The 17,343-nt window shown below is 64.5% G+C and carries 11 protein-coding genes; 5 read left to right on the top strand and 6 right to left on the bottom strand.

Going from position 1 to position 17,343, the window contains the following annotated elements; all coding sequences use genetic code 11:
• Positions 1 to 42 precede the first annotated feature (42 nt).
• Together SR3_RS13185 and SR3_RS13180 are read right to left on the bottom strand one after the other, a co-directional pair.
• The gene (locus SR3_RS13185) at positions 43 to 1,473 is read right to left on the bottom strand and encodes an MFS transporter (RefSeq protein WP_157098833.1); all 1,431 of its coding nucleotides are present in this window, start codon (positions 1,471 to 1,473) and stop codon (positions 43 to 45) included.
• A gap of 287 nt (positions 1,474 to 1,760) precedes the next feature.
• Positions 1,761 to 3,122, bottom strand: coding sequence for a helix-turn-helix domain-containing protein (locus SR3_RS13180; RefSeq protein ID WP_157098832.1), 1,362 nt, complete (start codon positions 3,120 to 3,122; stop codon positions 1,761 to 1,763).
• A 123-nt stretch (positions 3,123 to 3,245) separates the two neighbouring features.
• Here SR3_RS13180 and SR3_RS13175 point away from each other — a divergent pair, with 123 nt between their 5' ends.
• Positions 3,246 to 5,414: a TonB-dependent receptor gene (locus SR3_RS13175; protein ID WP_245653902.1), complete on the top strand. Its 2,169-nt coding sequence runs from the start codon at positions 3,246 to 3,248 to the stop codon at positions 5,412 to 5,414.
• A 46-nt stretch (positions 5,415 to 5,460) separates the two neighbouring features.
• Here SR3_RS13175 and SR3_RS13170 read toward each other — a convergent pair whose 3' ends face one another.
• A complete protein-coding gene (locus tag SR3_RS13170; RefSeq protein ID WP_084455516.1) occupies positions 5,461 to 6,432 on the bottom strand; it encodes an alpha/beta fold hydrolase in 972 nt (323 codons plus the stop codon).
• Between the two features lie 124 nt (positions 6,433 to 6,556).
• Here SR3_RS13170 and SR3_RS13165 point away from each other — a divergent pair, with 124 nt between their 5' ends.
• On the top strand, positions 6,557 to 7,462 hold the full coding sequence (locus SR3_RS13165) for a LysR family transcriptional regulator (RefSeq protein ID WP_068086567.1): 906 nt from the start codon (positions 6,557 to 6,559) through the stop codon (positions 7,460 to 7,462).
• 52 nt (positions 7,463 to 7,514) lie between these two features.
• Here SR3_RS13165 and SR3_RS13160 read toward each other — a convergent pair whose 3' ends face one another.
• The 3 genes from SR3_RS13160 to SR3_RS13150 all read right to left on the bottom strand — a co-directional run bounded on the left by SR3_RS13160 (position 7,515) and on the right by SR3_RS13150 (position 11,695).
• On the bottom strand, positions 7,515 to 8,417 hold the full coding sequence (locus SR3_RS13160) for a LysR substrate-binding domain-containing protein (protein WP_245653901.1): 903 nt from the start codon (positions 8,415 to 8,417) through the stop codon (positions 7,515 to 7,517).
• A gap of 338 nt (positions 8,418 to 8,755) precedes the next feature.
• On the bottom strand, positions 8,756 to 9,352 hold the full coding sequence (locus SR3_RS13155) for an outer membrane protein (protein ID WP_068086564.1): 597 nt from the start codon (positions 9,350 to 9,352) through the stop codon (positions 8,756 to 8,758).
• A gap of 231 nt (positions 9,353 to 9,583) precedes the next feature.
• Entirely contained in the window at positions 9,584 to 11,695 is a 2,112-nt protein-coding gene (locus SR3_RS13150) for a beta-glucosidase (protein WP_068086561.1), read from the bottom strand.
• A gap of 363 nt (positions 11,696 to 12,058) precedes the next feature.
• Here SR3_RS13150 and SR3_RS13145 point away from each other — a divergent pair, with 363 nt between their 5' ends.
• The 3 genes from SR3_RS13145 (at position 12,059) to SR3_RS13135 (ending at position 17,291) form a co-directional block, all read left to right on the top strand.
• A complete protein-coding gene (locus SR3_RS13145) occupies positions 12,059 to 14,455 on the top strand; it encodes a TonB-dependent receptor (protein WP_068086557.1) in 2,397 nt (798 codons plus the stop codon).
• A gap of 86 nt (positions 14,456 to 14,541) precedes the next feature.
• On the top strand, positions 14,542 to 15,918 hold the full coding sequence (locus SR3_RS13140; protein WP_068086592.1) for a DUF1593 domain-containing protein: 1,377 nt from the start codon (positions 14,542 to 14,544) through the stop codon (positions 15,916 to 15,918).
• A gap of 41 nt (positions 15,919 to 15,959) precedes the next feature.
• Complete coding sequence (locus tag SR3_RS13135) at positions 15,960 to 17,291, top strand: spinster family MFS transporter (RefSeq protein ID WP_068086554.1); 1,332 nt, start codon at positions 15,960 to 15,962, stop codon at positions 17,289 to 17,291.
• Positions 17,292 to 17,343 lie beyond the last annotated feature (52 nt).

Genomic DNA, 17,343 nt, shown 5'->3' with positions numbered 1-17,343 from the left:
AAGGTCAAGGGGCTGGGGCGGGGAAACCTGCCCCGGCGTCACCTAAGCGGCGATCGCGCCTTCCACCGCCGGAACCGGGCGGGCCATGGGAAACAGTGGCGTGTTGAGCCGCAGCGCCAGCAGGGCCACCACCACCAGCAAGGCCTGCAGGCCGAAGATCGCCATCAGCTCCTTGGGATAGCCCCATGATCCGCTGTCGGCGAAATAGGGCTGCACGATCAGCACGCTGCCCAGCACCATCCCCATTTGCTGGCCCAATCGCAGCAGGGCCGAGGCCATGCCCGCATGCTGCACATGAACCCAGGCCACGGCCACCGGCCCCAGACAGCCCGAAGACATGCCGCCGCCAATCCCCGCCACCACGCAGCCGGGAATAGCCCAGAGCAGCGGCATGTCGCTGCTGCCCAGCACCGCCATCACGCAGGAGGCGCCAAAGGCCATCAGCAGCGCGCCCAGCGCCAGCACCCGCCGCCCATGCTGCACCAGAAAGCGGCGCCCCAGCAGGATCAGCCCGATCAGCACGCCGCAGCCAAAGGGCAGATACATCAGTCCGGCATGGAAGGCCGAATGGCCGCGCCCATGCTGCATGGCAAAGTTGAAGATCACCAGAAAGCTGCCATGGCCGGCGGCCAGCCCCACGGTCATCAGGGCGCCGGTCAGCAGATTGGAATAGCCGGTCAGTTCGGGCGAAAAGATCGCCTCGCGCGTTCTATCCGCCGCCAGCCACTGGCGGCAGGCCAGCCCCAGCATGACGGCCAGCGCCATAAAGCCGACGGGATAGTTGAAGCGGCTTTCCCGGCCCCAGCACATGAAGGCCATCATCAGGCAGGCCGCCGCGCCGGAGAGCAGCAGGGTGCCGATCACGCTGGCCGGGCGCCTGCCTTGCGCGGTGCCCTTCGGCAGGAAGGCCAAGCCGCACAGCAAGGCCGCCAGCCCGCCCGCCAGATCCATGGCGAAGACAGCGCGCCAGCCCAGCCCGCCTGCATCCGGCGAGATCAGTCCGCCGCCCAGCACCGGGCCCAGCATGGTGCCCATCGCCGCCGAAACGCCCAGATAAGGCAGCTTGCGCACCCGCTCGACCGGGGAGAACAGGATCTGCATGAAGGCCAGCATCTGGGGCGCGACCATGGCATTGCCGATGCCCTGACCCATACGCGCCGCAATCAACGAAACGATGCCCGGCGCCAGCATGCTCCATGCCGAACAGGTGGTGAAGATCGCCATGCCCAGCAGATAAATCAGCCGGTGCCCCCAGGTGTCCGCCAGATTGCCCGCCAGCAGCAAGGTCATGCCGAAACCGAAGGCATAGCCCGAAATCAGCCAGCGCACGGAAAGGGCATCGGCATGGAAATCGGCCTTGATGCTGGGGATGGCGACATTCATCAGCGAGGCGTTCAGCATTTCCATGAACATGGTCAGCACGATGGTGAACAGCATCAGCATCCGCGCACGCTCGGAGATGCCTGTCTGCATGGTCGCCTTTTCCTCCCCGCCTTTGTCGGCATGCACCGGTCTGCGCCGGAGTCCTTTCACGCACCATAGACGCGATGAGGCCCGGTGGCCATGCGCAAACTGCGCGGTTTTCTTGCCTTGAAGGGCAGGGCAGCCTTGTGCCGACGTTCAGGAAAGAGCCCACCGGCAAGACCCCGGGGAATGCGACTCCGACGCCGTGCTCGCCTCCTGTCTGGCCGGGGATGAGGCGGGCCATATGACCGGCGCCAGCCTGACCATCGACGGCGGCTATGCGCTGTGAGCGGAGCCTACAGTCCGCTTGCGGCGTTGTCGCCCAGCTGATCGGGGAAATGCTCGCTGGTGTTCTTTTGCCAGGTTGGATCGGCGCGGGGCGAGACTTCGATCAACCGCGCCTCCAGCCCGACATTCTGCATCGCATGAATGCCCAGCAGCGCCTCGAAGGCCTTGGCCTTGCCGATCCTGCTTTCAAGGATGGCCAGCGTTTCGGGCCGGGTGACATAGTCGGCGGCCTGCATCAAGGCGGCGTCACGCGTGCCGGCGATGATGATGATGCGGTTGCCGCCGACCCCGGCAAAGGAGCTGATCAGCGCATAATCCTCCCCTTCGGCATCGCTGTTGTCGAGATGGCTGCTGGCCATGTAATGGCGTCCGCTGCGCTGATCGATGATCTCGTCATAGCTGGCGCCCACGGCAAAGCGCGAATGATCGAACACCGCGTCGCGCAGACTGCCCAGACCGCTGAGATAGCCCAGATAGACCAGCCCGTTGCTTTTCAGCACGCCGACATCCAGCCGTGATGTCGGCACCACCGTCACCATCCCCATGCCATTCCTGCCGAAGCGCAGCATCGGTGTCACAGAGCGGATCGCGGCGCCCACGCCCAAAGGCAGATAGCTGAGGCCCAGATCGGTGTAATTGCGCCGGTTCGGCTCATCCATCGCCTTGAATGTGTCGAGATCGCGCGGGGAATTGACATCGAACTCACGGATAAGCCGTGAAACGTCGCCCTCCGGTTTGCTCTCGCCGAAGATGTAGTAATCCCCCACGACAATGGCCGCGCGACGGCTATGCGCAAACAGGGGCTGCCACAGGGCGGAATTCTGGATGTCGCGCAAATGGCCGGGATCGTCCTGCCAGCGGCCGATCTGCCAGCCCGCGGCCAGCGTCACCAGCGGGGCGAGGAGGGCCGCCGCCAGCCACAACCTCCTGCGGCGCGGCGCGGCAGGGGGCCCGGAGGGTTCGGTGTTTGGCGCGATGGCCGTTTCAGGCGCGGGCGGCGCGGCTTCCGGCATGGCCAGCGGTTCGAGCGCCAGCAGATAGCCGCCCTTCGGCAGGATGAGCCGCGAAGGCTGATCCTTGCCCGGCCCGGCATAGAACTCGTCCAGCTTGCGGCGCAGGCGATGGACATAGACCCGCACCGAGGAATCCGCATCGCTTTCACCGCCGGACCGGGCGAAGACGGCCTCGGCGATCTCGATCTCCTTGGGCGCGCGGCCGCTGCGGGCCCGGGCCAGCAGGAAGCGCAGCAATTGCTCCAACACATGCGATCGGCCCAACCCCTCGGCGGCGAGCACGAGGGCGACCTGTTCGTCAAGAGCAGCAGAAGAGGTGGAGGGTTCGATCATCGTCTCTGCGCGAGTTGACGGCATATCAGCCGTTTCAGCACTGTAACATTATCTGTAACGTCGCCTCAACCGTAAAGAACTGGGTCTGTGGCCAGAGATTTGGGCAGGTAGGGGCAGGTTCATAAAGAAGATCGCAGGGAGATCGATGTGTTCGTTTCGAAGGTGGGGGCAAGAAGGCTTCTGATATCAACCGTACTTGCCGCCGGAGCGATTGCCACGCCTGCTTTTGCCGCATCCGATGCGGCGGATGCCGATGCGAACGGCGGGCATCCCACGATCGTCGTCACGGCCTCGCGTCAGGATCTGCTGGGCAAGGCGTCCACCGCCAGCGAGGGCACGGTGACACGCGCCGAGGCCGAACTGCGCCCCATCTACCGCCCCGGTCAGCTGTTCGAGGCAGTGCCGGGACTCGTCGTCACCATCCATTCGGGCGAGGGCAAGGCGCAGCAATATCTGATCCGCGGCTATAATCTGGATCATGGCACCGATTTCGCCAGCTTTGTCGATGATATGCCCGTCAACCGCCCCACCAATGCCCATGGGCAGGGCTATTCCGATCTCAACTTCCTGATGCCGCAGATCGTGGCGGGCATCGATTACACCAAGGGGCCCTATACCGCCGGGATCGGTGACTTTGGCTCGGTGGCCTCGGCGCATACAAGGCTGCTCGATGAGATGCCCGCGCAACTCGCGGTGACCATCGGCACCGATGGCTATCAGGAGCTGTTCGGCGGCGGCACCGTCCATTTCAGGAACGGCGGCAAGCTGCTGGCGGCCGTCGATCTGGGCCATTACGATGGCCCGTGGCAGCCCAAACAGAACTTCAGGAAGATCAACGCCGCGCTGCGCTATTCGCAAGGCAGCGCCACCGATGGCTTCAGCCTGACGGGCCTCTATTACAAAAGCGGCGGCGGGCTCATCACCGACCAGCCTGAACGCGCCATCGAACAAGGCGTGATCGGGCGTTATGGCACGCTCGATCCCACCGATCACAGCTTGTCGGAGCGTTTCAGCGTCTCGGGTCATCTGGAGAAGGGGTTGGGCAGCGGCCAGCTTTCGGTCAGTCTTTACGCCATCCATTCCACCATGACGCTGTGGAACAACTTCACCCATGATCTGCTCGATCCGGTCAATGGCGATCAGGAAGAGCAGGATGAGCGCCGCACCACGCTGGGCGGTGCGGCCAGCTATAAGGTCAAAAACGATCTGGGCGGGATCAGCCTCGAGACCGTGGTGGGCCTCAACGCCCGCTATGACGGCGCTTTTGTCGACCGCAAGCATACGCTGCGGCGCACCACCATCCTGCCCTACTGCAACGCGCAGGACGATGACGGCAACATCACCAGTTTCAGCGCGGTGAACGGCAATTGCACCGCCGATCACGTGCGGCTGCTCGATCTGGCGCCCTATGTTCAGGAGACGGTGCGCTTCACGCCATGGCTGCGCGCGGTGGTGGGCCTGCGCGAGGAATATTACCACGCCACCGACCGCAGCGATATGGATGGCGTCCATTATGCCGGTCAGCAGTGGCTGGCCCAGCCCAAGGCCAATCTGATCCTGGGGCCTTTCGCCAAGACCGAGTTTTACGCCAGCTGGGGCAAGGGGTTTCATTCCAACGATGTGCGCGGCGTGTTCGGCACGGTCGCTGCCGAGGGCGTTCAGGCCAGCGGCGTGGCGACGCCCATGCTGGCCTCGACCACCGGTGTCGAGCTGGGCATGCGCAGCAATCTGATCCCCAGGGTTCAGCTGCAGCTGGCGGTGTTCCAGCAGGATTTCGGTTCGGAACTGACCTACAATGCCGATACCGGTCAGGATGAGGCAGGCGCCCCCAGCCGCCGTCAGGGCATCGAGGTAGGCGGGCAGTATCATCCTTTCAAATGGCTGGAATTGAACGCGGATCTTGCCTTTTCCAAGCCGCGCTATCACACGAAGGATCTGGCCGCCTATGGGCTGGACCAGCCCTATATCGCCGATGCGCCCAATTTCATCTATTCGCTGGGCGTGCTGGTCAATGGGCTGGGGCCGATCTCGGGCGCGCTGCAATGGCGGCGGCTGGGCACCCATTCGCTGAGCGATGGCGAGAAATATCCGCAGGATGGCGGCTACAGTGAGTGGAACCTCGATGTGTCCTATGCGCTGCCGGCCGGGCTGAAGTTCACCGCCAGCATCTTCAATCTGCTGGGCAGCAAGGATGCGGCGGCGGATTATTACTACACCAGCCGCCTGCCGGGCGAACCCGCCGAGGGCATCACCGGATTCCAGACCCATCCGCTTGAGCCGCGCTCCGCCCGTTTTACGCTGTCCAAGACTTTCTGAAGAAGCCTGAAGCGCCCCGGGCGGGATCATCGCCCGGGGCGCTTCGTCAGGCGCTCAGGAAGGCCGCGATGCTGGCGGCAATCTCTCGGGCATGGGTTTCCAGCGCGAAATGCCCGGTATCGAGCAGATGCACCTGCGCATCGGGCAGATCCCGCCTGAAGGCCAGCGCGCCAGCAGGCACGAAGATGGGATCGTTCTTGCCCCAGATCGCCAGCAGGCGCGGCTGATGCTGCCGGAAATAGCGCTGGAAATCGGGGTAGAGCGCGGCGTTGGTGCGATAGTCACGGAACAGGTCGAGCATGATCTCATCAACGCCGGGGCGCTGGGTGTAAAAGGCGTCCAGCGTCCAGCCATCGGGGGAGATCAGGCTGGGATCCGGCACGCCATGGACGTATTGCCGGCGGATGCCTTCCGTGCCCAGTTCTGCGCGCAGGGCTTCGCGGTTGGCCGGGCTGGGATCGCGCCAATAGCGCTGGATCGGTTCCCACACCGCGCCGAAACCGTCATCATAGGCATTGCCGTTCTGCGAGATGATCGCGATGATGCGTTCCGGATGGCTCAGCGCCATGCGCAGACCGGTGGGCGCGCCATAGTCGAAAATATAGATGGCGAAGCGCTGCAGGCCGATCACTTCGGTAAAACGCTCGATCTTTTGGGCAATCGTAGCAAAGCTGTAGTGAAAGCTGCCCTGCGCCGGAGAGGCTGAGCCACCAAACCCGGGCAGATCGGGCGCCACCAGATGAAAGCGGTCCGCCAGCAGGGGGATCAGATCACGGAACATATGGCTGGCGCTGGGGAAGCCATGCAGCAGCAGGATGGTCGGCCTGGCGGGGTCGCCCGCCTCGCGGTAGACAATGTCGAAGCCATCGACATCGACGGATCGATAGGTTGGATGATGGTCCATGCTCTCTCTCCTTGGGATCGGGCCGGTTGCGGGCGCGGGGGTGGCCTGCGCCAGCGCGGGGGCCGCCAGCAGGGCGGCGGTGAGGCTGCGCCGGGTCAGAGTGTATCCGGTCATGGCGGCTCCTTTCTCGAAAAGCTGTGGCTGCCGTGCGGCGCCATGCCTGAGAGGTAGCTCTTGTTCAGAAAATCTATAATATGGTGATTATGGCGATCATCCTTCCAGTTTATGAAAGTGTGCCATGGACCGTTTCGAAGCGATGTCCGTTCTGATCGAGGTGGTGGAGCAGGGCAGCCTGTCAGCCGCCGGGCGGGCGCTGCGCATGCCGCTGCCCACGGTGAGCCGCAAGATCAGCGATCTGGAGACCATGCTGGGCGCCAGGCTGCTGATCCGCAGCACAAGGCGGCTCACGCTGACCGATGCCGGCGAAACCTATGTTGCGGCGGCGCGGCGTCTGCTCGACGATCTGCGCGCCGCCGAGCAGGAGGCTGCCGGGGAGATGCTGGCCCCGCGCGGCGATCTGGTGGTGACCGCGCCGGTGATGTTCGGGCGGCTGCATGTGCTGCCGGTGGTGACGGCGTTTCTGGGGCTCTATCCGCAGATCAATGTCAGCCTGATGCTGGGTGACCGCAATCTGACCTTCGGCGACGATCCGGTGGATATGGCGGTGCGCATCGGCGCTCTGGCGGACAGCAGTCTGGTGGCCACGAAACTCGGCACGATGCGCAGTCTGGTCTGCGGTAGCCCGCGCCTGTTCGCGCGCCATCCCCGGCCAGCGCGCCCCGCCGACATCGCGGGCCTGCCCTGCATCCTCAATGATACGGCGATGAACCGGGGTGGCTGGGCCTTCCGCCTGCCCGAGACCGGCGCGACGCTGAATGTGGATTGCCACCCCCGCCTGCGCGTCTCGACCGCCGAGGCGGCGATGGAGGCCGCAAGGGAGGGGCTGGGGCTGGTGCGACTGTTCCACTATCAGGTGGCCGATGCGCTGGCCGATGGATCGCTGGAGGCGGTGCTGGAGGATTTCGAAACACCCCCCGTGCCCGTTCATGTCGTGCATGCGCCGCGCGGGCGGCTGCCGCTGAAGATGCGCTGCTTTATGGATCACGCCGTGCCGCGGTTGCGGCGGCGGCTGGCGCAGGCGTGAGCCCGGGCCGCCGCTTCCTGCCCGGGCGGAACGGGGCGAAGAGCGATGCGATCTATTCGACGGAAATATTTTCCAATACGAAATCGATGAAGCTGCGCACCGAGGGCAGCATGCCGCGAGGGCGCGCGTAGATCAGGAACATGCTGTATTCGGGCGCGTGCCAGTCAGGCAGAACCCGAACGAGGTCTCCATTGGCAAGCAGGGTTTTCACCAAGGGAGCAGGTAGAAGAGCGACACCAATCCCCTGTTTCGCGGCGCTCAGCTGGATTTGCAGATCGGTTGTGACCAGCCTCGGGTTGAGCTGTAAGCGATGCGTGGACTCCTCATCGTTGATGATGCTCCAGCGCGCTTGCTCATCCTGCATATCCGCCTGCCGGGCGATGACAGGCAGGCCTGCAAGGTCTTCCGGACTGTCCGGCGCGCCGAATTCGCCCAGCAATCCGGGTTTGGCGACCAGCAAACGCCTGATGCGCCCGATTTCCCGCGCGACAAGACTGGTTGAATCCGGAACATGGGATTGCGCGGTGATGATCGCGTCAAAGCCCTCTTCAAAAGGATGAAGGAGGCGGTCGGTCGCTTCGACGACGACGGAGACCTTGGGGTGGGCCTCCATGTAATGGGGCAGGATGGGGGCGAGGTAATTCTGTGCCACGACGACCGGGCATCCGACCCGAATGGTGCCTGTCGGTTCCTTGGAGAAGGCCAGCGCGCTGTCATAGGCGATGCGGGCGCCGTCCAGCATGACGAGGCACCCTTCATAGAAGCTTTTGCCGGCTTCGGTCAGCGTGATGCTGCGGGTGGAGCGTTGCAGCAAACGGATGCCGAGCCGCTCTTCGAGCTGGGCGACATGGCGGCTGAGGCGCCCTTTATCGACACCCGTGGCGCGGGTTGCCGCTGTAAACCCACCATGTTGCACGACAGCGGCAAAGAAGGCGAAGTCGTTCATATCCATCATGGGTCGTCTCGGGCCGTTGCTGGTTGGTCGCCGCCCTTGCGTCATCTTCTGGAGAAGGCTCGGGCGGGTCTGTTTGAGAGCGCGCGGGAGTCCCGCAACGCTTCCTGCCCGGCTGTATAGGAGGGGGCCGTCTGTCGGGATACCCTTGCGAAGGTGGGGGCCCCGCGCGCCACGCCTGACCGTGCGCTGAATGCAGCATGCGCGTGGCCGGCCTGCTGCGCTGTCGATGTCGCAATAACCAAATTCGCGGTCGGCGGCTGATCACAGCCGCCGACCGCGAGGTTCCGCGCTCCATACGGGGGGATGGGGACGGAGCGCGGGAGGGACGCTTTGAAGCGTTAGAAGCGGTAGGAAACGCCCAGCAGAACCTGATGGCGATCAAACTTGCCGTTGCCTTCGCTCAGATCGGTGTAGCGGTATTCGACGCGGGCCGAGACCTTCTGGGTCAGCTTGCGCTCCACGCCGCCGCCCAGCAGCCAGCCGTTGCGGTCGGTCGAGGTGTGGATCGCCGGGCCGACATCGGTGCCATAGAGGCCGTTGCTGTAGCCGCCACGGACATAGACCAGCGTCTTGGGCTGCACCAGATAACCGGCGCGCAGCGAGAGATCGACAGAGCGCTTGGGGTTGATGCTGGCAACGCCATTGCCGAAGCGCGAGTCGATGGGGAAGTTCAGTTCAGCCTGAGCGCCAACCACGATGCGGGGGGCCACTTCCTTGTCATAACCCGTGTAGACGCCGAGCGTGCCGGTGTCCGACTTCTGGGTCAGCGGGGTGATGGAAATGGCGTTGTTGGGGTTGCGAACGCTGTTCTGTTCCCAACCGCCCTGCACGCCGACGAAGGGGCCGGTCCAGCCATTGTCGGTGCTCTGGGCATGAGCGGCGGGGGCGACAGCCAGAGTCAGAGCTGCGGCGGCGCTATAGATGGCAGTTTTCATTCTATTCCTCCTGACACCCGCTGTCTGTTCTTCGCGCCGACGCTCAAGATTTTTTAACGGGGGGTCAAAAAAACCTTGAAACCATCGTGCTTTGGCAGCGGGTGTGAGGGCCAGATGGACCTCTGGGGGAGGAATGATAAGTCGGTATACCTAATATGCATTGTTGTTGAAATGCAGCTAATCCACCCCTTGAATTTGACAGTTTGATGACCAAGAGGCTGGCGCGCGCCTTCAGCCCTGCGCGGGCGGCACGCGCAGGGTGGTGGTCAGCGTCTGGGCGCTGCTGCCGCCGACGAACATACGGTAATCACCGCATTCCAGGCGCCAGTGAGCGCCATCGCGCCAGCGCAGGCTGTCCAGCGGCACGCTGAAACGCACCACCTTCATCTCGCCGGGTGCCAGCGCCACACGGGCGAAGCCCCTGAGTTGCTTCACGGCGCGCTGCGCTTCCACGCCCGGGGCGCCGATGTAGCATTGCGCCACCTCCTCGCCCGGCAGCGCGCCGGTGTTGGTGACGGCGGCGGTGACCTCGATGCTCCGCGCACCCAGCCTTGCGGTGATCGCGCGATAGTCGAAGCTGGTGTAGGACAGGCCGTGGCCGAAGGCATAGCGCGGGGTGTTTCCGTCGCGCTCCAGCTTGGTGTAGCCGTGCCACAGGTCATAGGTGATTTCGTCGGCGTCGCGGTCGAAGAAGGGATAGTGCTCGGTGTCGCGCGCTACCGAGAAGGGCAGCTTGCCCGAGGGGTTGACCAGACCCAGCAGCACCTGCGCCAAAGCGGTGCCGCCTTCCATCCCGGCGTAGAAGCTCATCAGGATGGCGTTCACCTCCTCGCGCCATTCCTCGACCATCACCGCCGAGCCGGCCACGATCGACACCACCACCGGCTTGCCGGAAGCGACGGCGGCGCGGATCAGCGCCACCTGATCCTCGGGCAGGTCCAGCGAAACGCGGTCGCCGCCGATCGGCACGGGCGAGAGGCTGGGGCGGCCCGGCACCTTCTTCTGGTCGGCGCCAAGGGCGATGTCGCCCATGATGTATTCGCCTTCCTCCTTGGCGGTGTAGCCCACCACCACCAGCGCCACATCGGCCTGAGCGGCCACGGCGGTGGCCTTCGCCAGATCCGACTCATCGGCGTGGGTGATGGCCTCCTCGCCCAGCAGGCGCTGCAGGCCCTGCAACGGCGTGACGACATAGGAGGGGCGCACGCGGCTGGAGCCGTTGTCGCCGGTGTTCTCCATCGCGGCAAGGCGGCCCAGCACGGCGATCTTCGCCGTTTTGGCCAGCGGCAGCGTGCCGTCGTTTTCCAGCAGCACGGCGCATTTCTGCGCGGCTTCCAGCGCGAGGGCGCGGTGCGCTTCGCTGGCGATCAGATCGGGGCCATAGGCGGGCAGGGGATCTTGGCGGGCGGCAAAGCGCAATTGCGTGCGCAGGATACGGCGGCAGGCGCGGTCGATCACCTCGGGTTCGACAGTGCCGTCCTCCACGGCGGCGACCAGCTTTTCGCCGAAGACCAGCGGTTCGGGGTTCTCGATATCCAGACCCGCCGAAGCGCCATAGACCTTGTGGACACCGCGCACCCAGTCGGAATGGACGAAGCCTTCGAACTTCCATTCATCGCGCAGAATATCGGTCAGCAGCACGCGGTCCTGCCCCGTGAATTCGCCATTGACCTTGTTGTAGGCGCTCATCACCGAGGCGATGCCCGCATCGAGGCAATGTTTGAAATGCGGCAGATAGACTTCATGAAGCGCGCGCTCATCGGCCTTCACATTGACCTTGAAGCGGGCGTTCTCCATCGAATTCAGCGCGAAATGCTTGACCGTGCCGATCACATTATGCGTCTGGATGCCGGTGCCCATGGCCGCGCCCATCACGCCGAGGTGATAGGAGTCCTCGCCATAGGTTTCCTGAGCGCGGCCCCAGGCCGGGTGGCGCAGCAGATTGATGCAGACCGCGCCGGAGAAATTGCAGCCCTGCGCGCGCGCTTCCACGCCCATCGCCTCGCCGATGCGCAGTTCCAGATCGGCGTCGAAGGTGGCGCCGCGCGCCATGGTGCAGGGGAAGCAGGTGGAGTTGCCGCGCGTCACACCGCGCGGGCCATCGGTGAACCACAGGGGCGAGAGGCCAAGGCGCTCATTGCCGCCGCCCGCGCGATAGGGGCGGGCGCCCCACACGCGGTCATCCTCCTGCAGGGCCTGAAAGAAGCCGGTGCCGGACATCATGGCGACTTTTTCTTCCAGCGACATCTGCGCGATCAGGGATTCGACCTGCGCCTCGATGCCCGCCTGCCCGTTGCCTGCCTGCGGCGCATCTGCGTGGGCGCTGGTGGTGGAGCCGGTCATTCTCAATCCCCTCGAATCGTGCGTGCAGGGCCTGCGGGCCTCTGATCTTTCGTGATTAGCGCTAAACCAAACTTTGCGCCCTGTCGAGAGGGGCGTTTGCATGCTGATCTTGCAGGAAATCGTCGAAATCCCCGAAAAGTGGCGGAGGGCCGTTACGGGTTATGCCGCAGTGCAGCGCATTTTCCGGCCTTGACAGCGTCCCGGAAAAGCGCGAAATGCGGCTCAACGGTATAGCGCTAATCCACGTTGGATGCGAAAAGCGAAACCGAAAAGCACAGTTTAGAGGCCTTGGGAGAGGCTTATGGGATTGGCCTGAAGGCCGCCGTCATTCTCTTCCAATGCCTCCCAGGGAGGTATAGTCGCATGAAGAATCGGGTCGTCTCCAGCCATCTGGCCTGCGTTGCCAGCGTCTTGGCCATGGTCGCCGCCGCTCCGGCGCTGGCCCAAACCGCGCCCGCGGCCGAGCCTGCCGCCGCTGCCGCCGAGCCCGCCCCCGGCGATATCGTGGTCACCGCCAACAAGCGGTCCGAGCGCCTCGTCGCCGTCCCCGTCGCCGTCACCGCCGTGTCGAGCCAGACGCTCAGCCGCCTGCAGATCAACGACACCGCCAGCCTGACGCGCGCCGTGCCCTCGCTCAGCTTCCAGGCGGGCAATGGCCCGGGCAACTCCAGCTTCCGCATTCGCGGCGTCGGCACGCAGCTCTTCAGCTATGGCGTGGAATCGGCCGTGGCCGTGGTGGTCGATGGCGTGGTCGCGCCCCGTCAGGTGCAGGGCTTTGCCGATCTTGCCGATATGGAGCGCATCGAAGTGCTGCGCGGGCCGCAGGGCACGCTGTTCGGCAAGAACGCCACGGCTGGCGTCATCAACATCGTCACCGAAGCGCCCAGCAACCATCTGACCGGCCATTTCGACGCCACTGTGGCTGAAAAGGGCGAGTATCGCGTCAAGGGTTCGGTCTCCGGCCCGATCACCGACAATCTCAAGGCGCGCGTCAGCGGCTATTACAACGATGTCGGCGGCTTCATCTACAATGCCAACACTGGCAAGATGACCAATGGGTACAAGAGCTGGGGCGTGCGCGGCAAGCTGCAGTGGGATGCCACCAGCAACCTGACCTTCAAGCTGCTGGCCGATATTGCCAAGAACAACGCCGATTGCTGCTCGCGCGTGCCGGTCTCGATCACCACGCCTGCGGTGCAGACGCTGCTGGGCGGCATCAATGCCACGCCCACCAACCGCACCGTATCGAATGACGATCAGAGCTTCTTCAAGACGAACACCAACATCGTCTCGCTGCAGGGCGACCTGAATCTGGGCGCGGCCACGATCACCTCGATCACCGCCTTCCAGCGCTTCACCGACACCGACCAGTTCGAGCCCGATCAGATCGCCTCGATCCCCAATCGTTATGTCGGCGCCTCGGCCTATTCGGCGTGGAACAACAACCTGAACCATGTCGCCTACAGCAATTGGTCGCAGGAACTGCGCATCGGTTCGAACGGCAACAGCGACTTCACCTATGTCGCCGGTGTGTTCTACAATCACATCAACCTCAACCGTCAGCAGTCGCGCACGCGCTATACCTGCTCGGCGGGGGCTTCGATCGGTTCGCCCTGCACCGGCACCTCGGTGTCGCAGTCGGCGGGCATGCAGGGTTCCTATGCGGGTGACAACATCGCCGGTTTCGGCCAGATCGACTGGCGCGCCATCGGCAAGCTGCATGTCATCGCAGGCCTGCGCGAGCAGTATGAAACCCAGAGCGTGACGGGCCGCAACTATGGCGCCCTGACCAGCACCGATGTGACCTTCCCCGGCTCGGTGATCTCCAGCGGCACCACCCACCGCAGCGGCAGCGCGCTGACCGGCAAGGCCGGCCTGCGTTACGAGTTCAACCGCAATCTGCAGGCCTATGGCAGCTACACCCGTGGCTACAAGGCCTTCGCGCTGGACATCGACATCGGCACCAACTTCGCCACCCAGACGGGGCTCGCGCCCGAGCATGTCAACGCTTACGAGCTGGGCCTGAAATGGCAGGCGCCCGGCGGCAAGTTCGACATCAACACCGCCCTGTTCCGCAGCGATTTCACCAATCTGCAGGTGCAGGCGCTGGTGACCGACGTTGTGAACAACTCCTTCAACACCGTGCTGGCCAATGCGGGCAAGTCGCGCTCGCAGGGCTTCGAGGTCGAGGCCAATTTCCGCCCCGACGATCACTTCTCGCTGGCCGCCAACTTCACCTATCTGGACGCCACGATCGACGTGCCCGGCCAGACCTGCGGCATCCAGCAGCAGACGGGGCTGACGACCTATACCGCCAACTTCCCCAGCAACACCTGCTACATCAAGCGCACCGGCACCACCAATTCGGGCGCGATCATCGATGTCGTGGGCGGCCAGCTGCCCGCCACGCCGAAGTATCGCGTGGGCTTCACGCCGCGCTGGGAGCATGAGATCGGCAATCTGACCGGCTCGATCATGATGCCGATCAACTATCAGAGCGCCACCAGCCTGTCGCTGAACCAGGATCCTCTGCTGACGCAGAAGGCCTATACGCTGGTTGACCTGACCCTGGGCCTGACCGGACCGGACAAGCGCTGGAACGTCAGCTTCTTCATCCGCAACCTGTTCAACCAGAACTACTACAGCCAGCTGAACCACGGCACCATTCTGGCCACCACCACCAATGCGACCGACCTGTGGGCCAACGTCAACAAGGACTCGCGCCGTTACGTGGGCGGCACGATCGGTTACCGCTTCTGATGATACGGGGTTCTTCCCTGCCCCGTATCTCTTCCTCGCGCGCCGGGCTCCCTCGCCCGGCGCGTGTTTGGCTTTCGGCTGCGCTGATGGCGCTGGGTCTGCCTGTGGCGCATGGCGCGCAGGCGGCGTCCGCGACGGTGAAGGCCGATCCGGCACCGGCCAAACCGCGCATCATCGTGCTGAGCGACATCGGCAATGAGCCCGATGATTCCGAAAGCCTTGTGCGCTTTCTGCTCTACACCAACGAATTCGATGTCGAGGCCCTGATCGCCACCACCTCGACATGGCAGCGCGACAAGGTGCGGCCCGATCTGATGCTGGAACGCATCGCGGGCTATGCTCAGGTGCGCGACAATCTGAACCATCACGCCCAAGGCTACCCCACCGCCGAAGCGCTACGCGCGAAAGTGATCGCGGGCGCGCCGCTCTATGGCATGGCGGGCGTGGGGCAGGGGCATGACACCGACGCCTCGCGCGCGATCATCGCCGCCGCCGACAAGCCCGATGCCCGCCCGGTCTGGGTGCTGTGCTGGGGCGGAGCGGTCGATCTGGCGCAGGCGCTGTGGTCGGTGCGCGCCACCCGCAGCCCGGAGCAGGTGAAGCAGTTTGTCGCCAAGCTGCGCGTCTATTCCATCTCCGATCAGGACGATGCCGGGCCATGGGCGCGGCATGAATTTCCGCAGCTGTTCTGGATCGCCAGCATCCATGGCTGGGGCCAGTACAATATGGCGGCATGGTCGGGCATTTCCGGAGACCGCCGCACCGCCGAACGCTGGCCCGACCGCGAGACCGTGCAAGACCCATGGCTCTCGGCCAACATCCGGCGCGGGCCTTTGGGCAGCCTCTATCCGCTGCCTGCCTTTATCATGGAGGGCGACACGCCCGCCTTCCTCTATCTGATTCCCAACGGTCTCTCCGATCCCGGGCATCCGGAATGGGGTTCTTGGGGCGGGCGCTATATGGTGCAGTCGCCGGGCATGGGCTTGCACGCCGACACCAAGGATATCTTCGAGCGTGACGGCACGCTGTTTTCGGGCAATCAGGCGACGGTCTATCGCTGGCGCCGCGCCTTCCAGAACGACTTTGCCGCGCGCATCGGCTGGACGCTGACGCCCGATCCCAAGCAGGCCAACCATGCGCCACAGGCCGTGGCACAAGGGCAGGCGGGGCGCGGCGTGCTGCACCTGACCGCCAAAAGCGGCGAGACCATCATGCTGGACGCCAGCGCCTCGCGCGATCCCGATGGCAACCCCATCCACGCCCATTGGTGGCAATATCGCGAGGTCGGCGGCATTCCGCCCCAGCCTCCCGTCACCTTTGCGCAGGCCGATGCCCTGACCACGCAGGCCACCATGCCCGGCGTGACCAAACCGGCCACGCTGCACATCATTCTGGAGGTGTCCGACAATGGCACTCCCGCGCTCACCAGCTATCGCCGCCTTATCGTGGATGTTCAGCCCTGAACGCTCTACGGTGATGCCACTCAACCTTACAGGAAGCCTTGATGTCCGAACCTGTTTCCGCTCCTGAAAAGCCCTGGCCCTCGCCGGGGCGTGCCTGGTGGGTGGCCATCGTGCTGATGCTGGCCAACACGCTGGCCTTTGTCGACCGGCAGGCGCTGGCGTTGCTGGTGCAGCCGATCAAGAAGGATCTGGCCATTTCGGACACGGCGATCAGCCTGCTCTATGGCCTGTCCTTCACGCTGTTCTATGTCGCGGTGGGCCTGCCCATCGCGCGCATCGCCGACCGCTCGAACCGCCGCAACATCGTGGCGGGCGCGATTCTGGTGTGGAGCGTGGCGACCAGCCTTTGCGGTTTCGCGCGCAGCTTCACCAGCCTGTTTGCCGCCCGCATCGGCGTGGGCGCGGGCGAGGGCGGGCTGACCCCCGCCGCCTATTCGCTGCTTTCGGACTATTTCCCCAAGAGCCGCCTGCCGCTGGCCATGGGCATCTATCAGATCGGCATCTATCTGGGCAGCGCCTCGGCGCTGGTGATCGGCGGGGTGATCTTTGCGCATCTGCCCCCGGGCGGTACGGTGATGGTGCCGCTGGCGGGCGCGATGAAGGGCTGGCAGCTGGTCTTCCTGCTGCTGGGCATCCCCGGCCTGCTGCTGACGCTGGTGACGCTGACTCTGCGCGAACCGGCCCGTCGCGGCGAAGCGAATGACACCACCGCCGCGCAGGACAGCGTGCCGCTTTCGCAGTTTTTCGCGCATGTCGGTGCGCGGGCCAAGGCCTATATCGGGATCATGCTGGGCTTTGCGCTGATGGTGCTGGTGGGCAATGGCACGGCGGTGTGGATCCCCGCGTTCCTTGAGCGCTCCTATGGCTGGACGACGGCGCAGGTGGGCAGTCTCTATGGCCCGGTGGTCTTTGTCTGCGGCACGTCGGGCGCGCTGGCGGGCGGTCTGGTGGCCAGCTGGCTGCGCAAGCGCGGGCTGGCGCATGGCAATCTTCAGGCCTCGATGATCGGCTTTGTCGCTTTGGTGCCCGTCACAATCGCCTTCCCGCTGATGCCCACGGCGGGCATGGCGCTGGTGCTGATCGGGCTGATGAATTTTCTGGCCGGTTTCAACTTTGGCGGCGGTCTGGCCACCCTGCAGGAGCTGACCCCGAACCGCATGCGCGCGCTGATGTCGGCGGCCTATATGCTCACGATCAATCTGATCGGTGCGGCGCTTGGTCCCACGGCGATTGCGCTGGTGACCGACTATGTGTTCCACGATCCCAAGGCGCTGCATTACGCGATCTCGATCGTCTGCGCCGTGGCCTCGCCGCTGTCGGTGGTGCTGCTGTGGATGGGGATGAAGGATTATCGCCGGATCATCGCGCTTTAATCAAAGCAATGAAGCGTGAACCGGCTCGGCCAGGAGGTTTCCGCCTCCCGGC

It is taken from the genome of Novosphingobium rosa NBRC 15208, from assembly GCF_001598555.1.
Lineage (GTDB): Bacteria > Pseudomonadota > Alphaproteobacteria > Sphingomonadales > Sphingomonadaceae > Novosphingobium > Novosphingobium rosa.
This window is presented reverse-complemented; position numbering and strand designations above follow the sequence as displayed.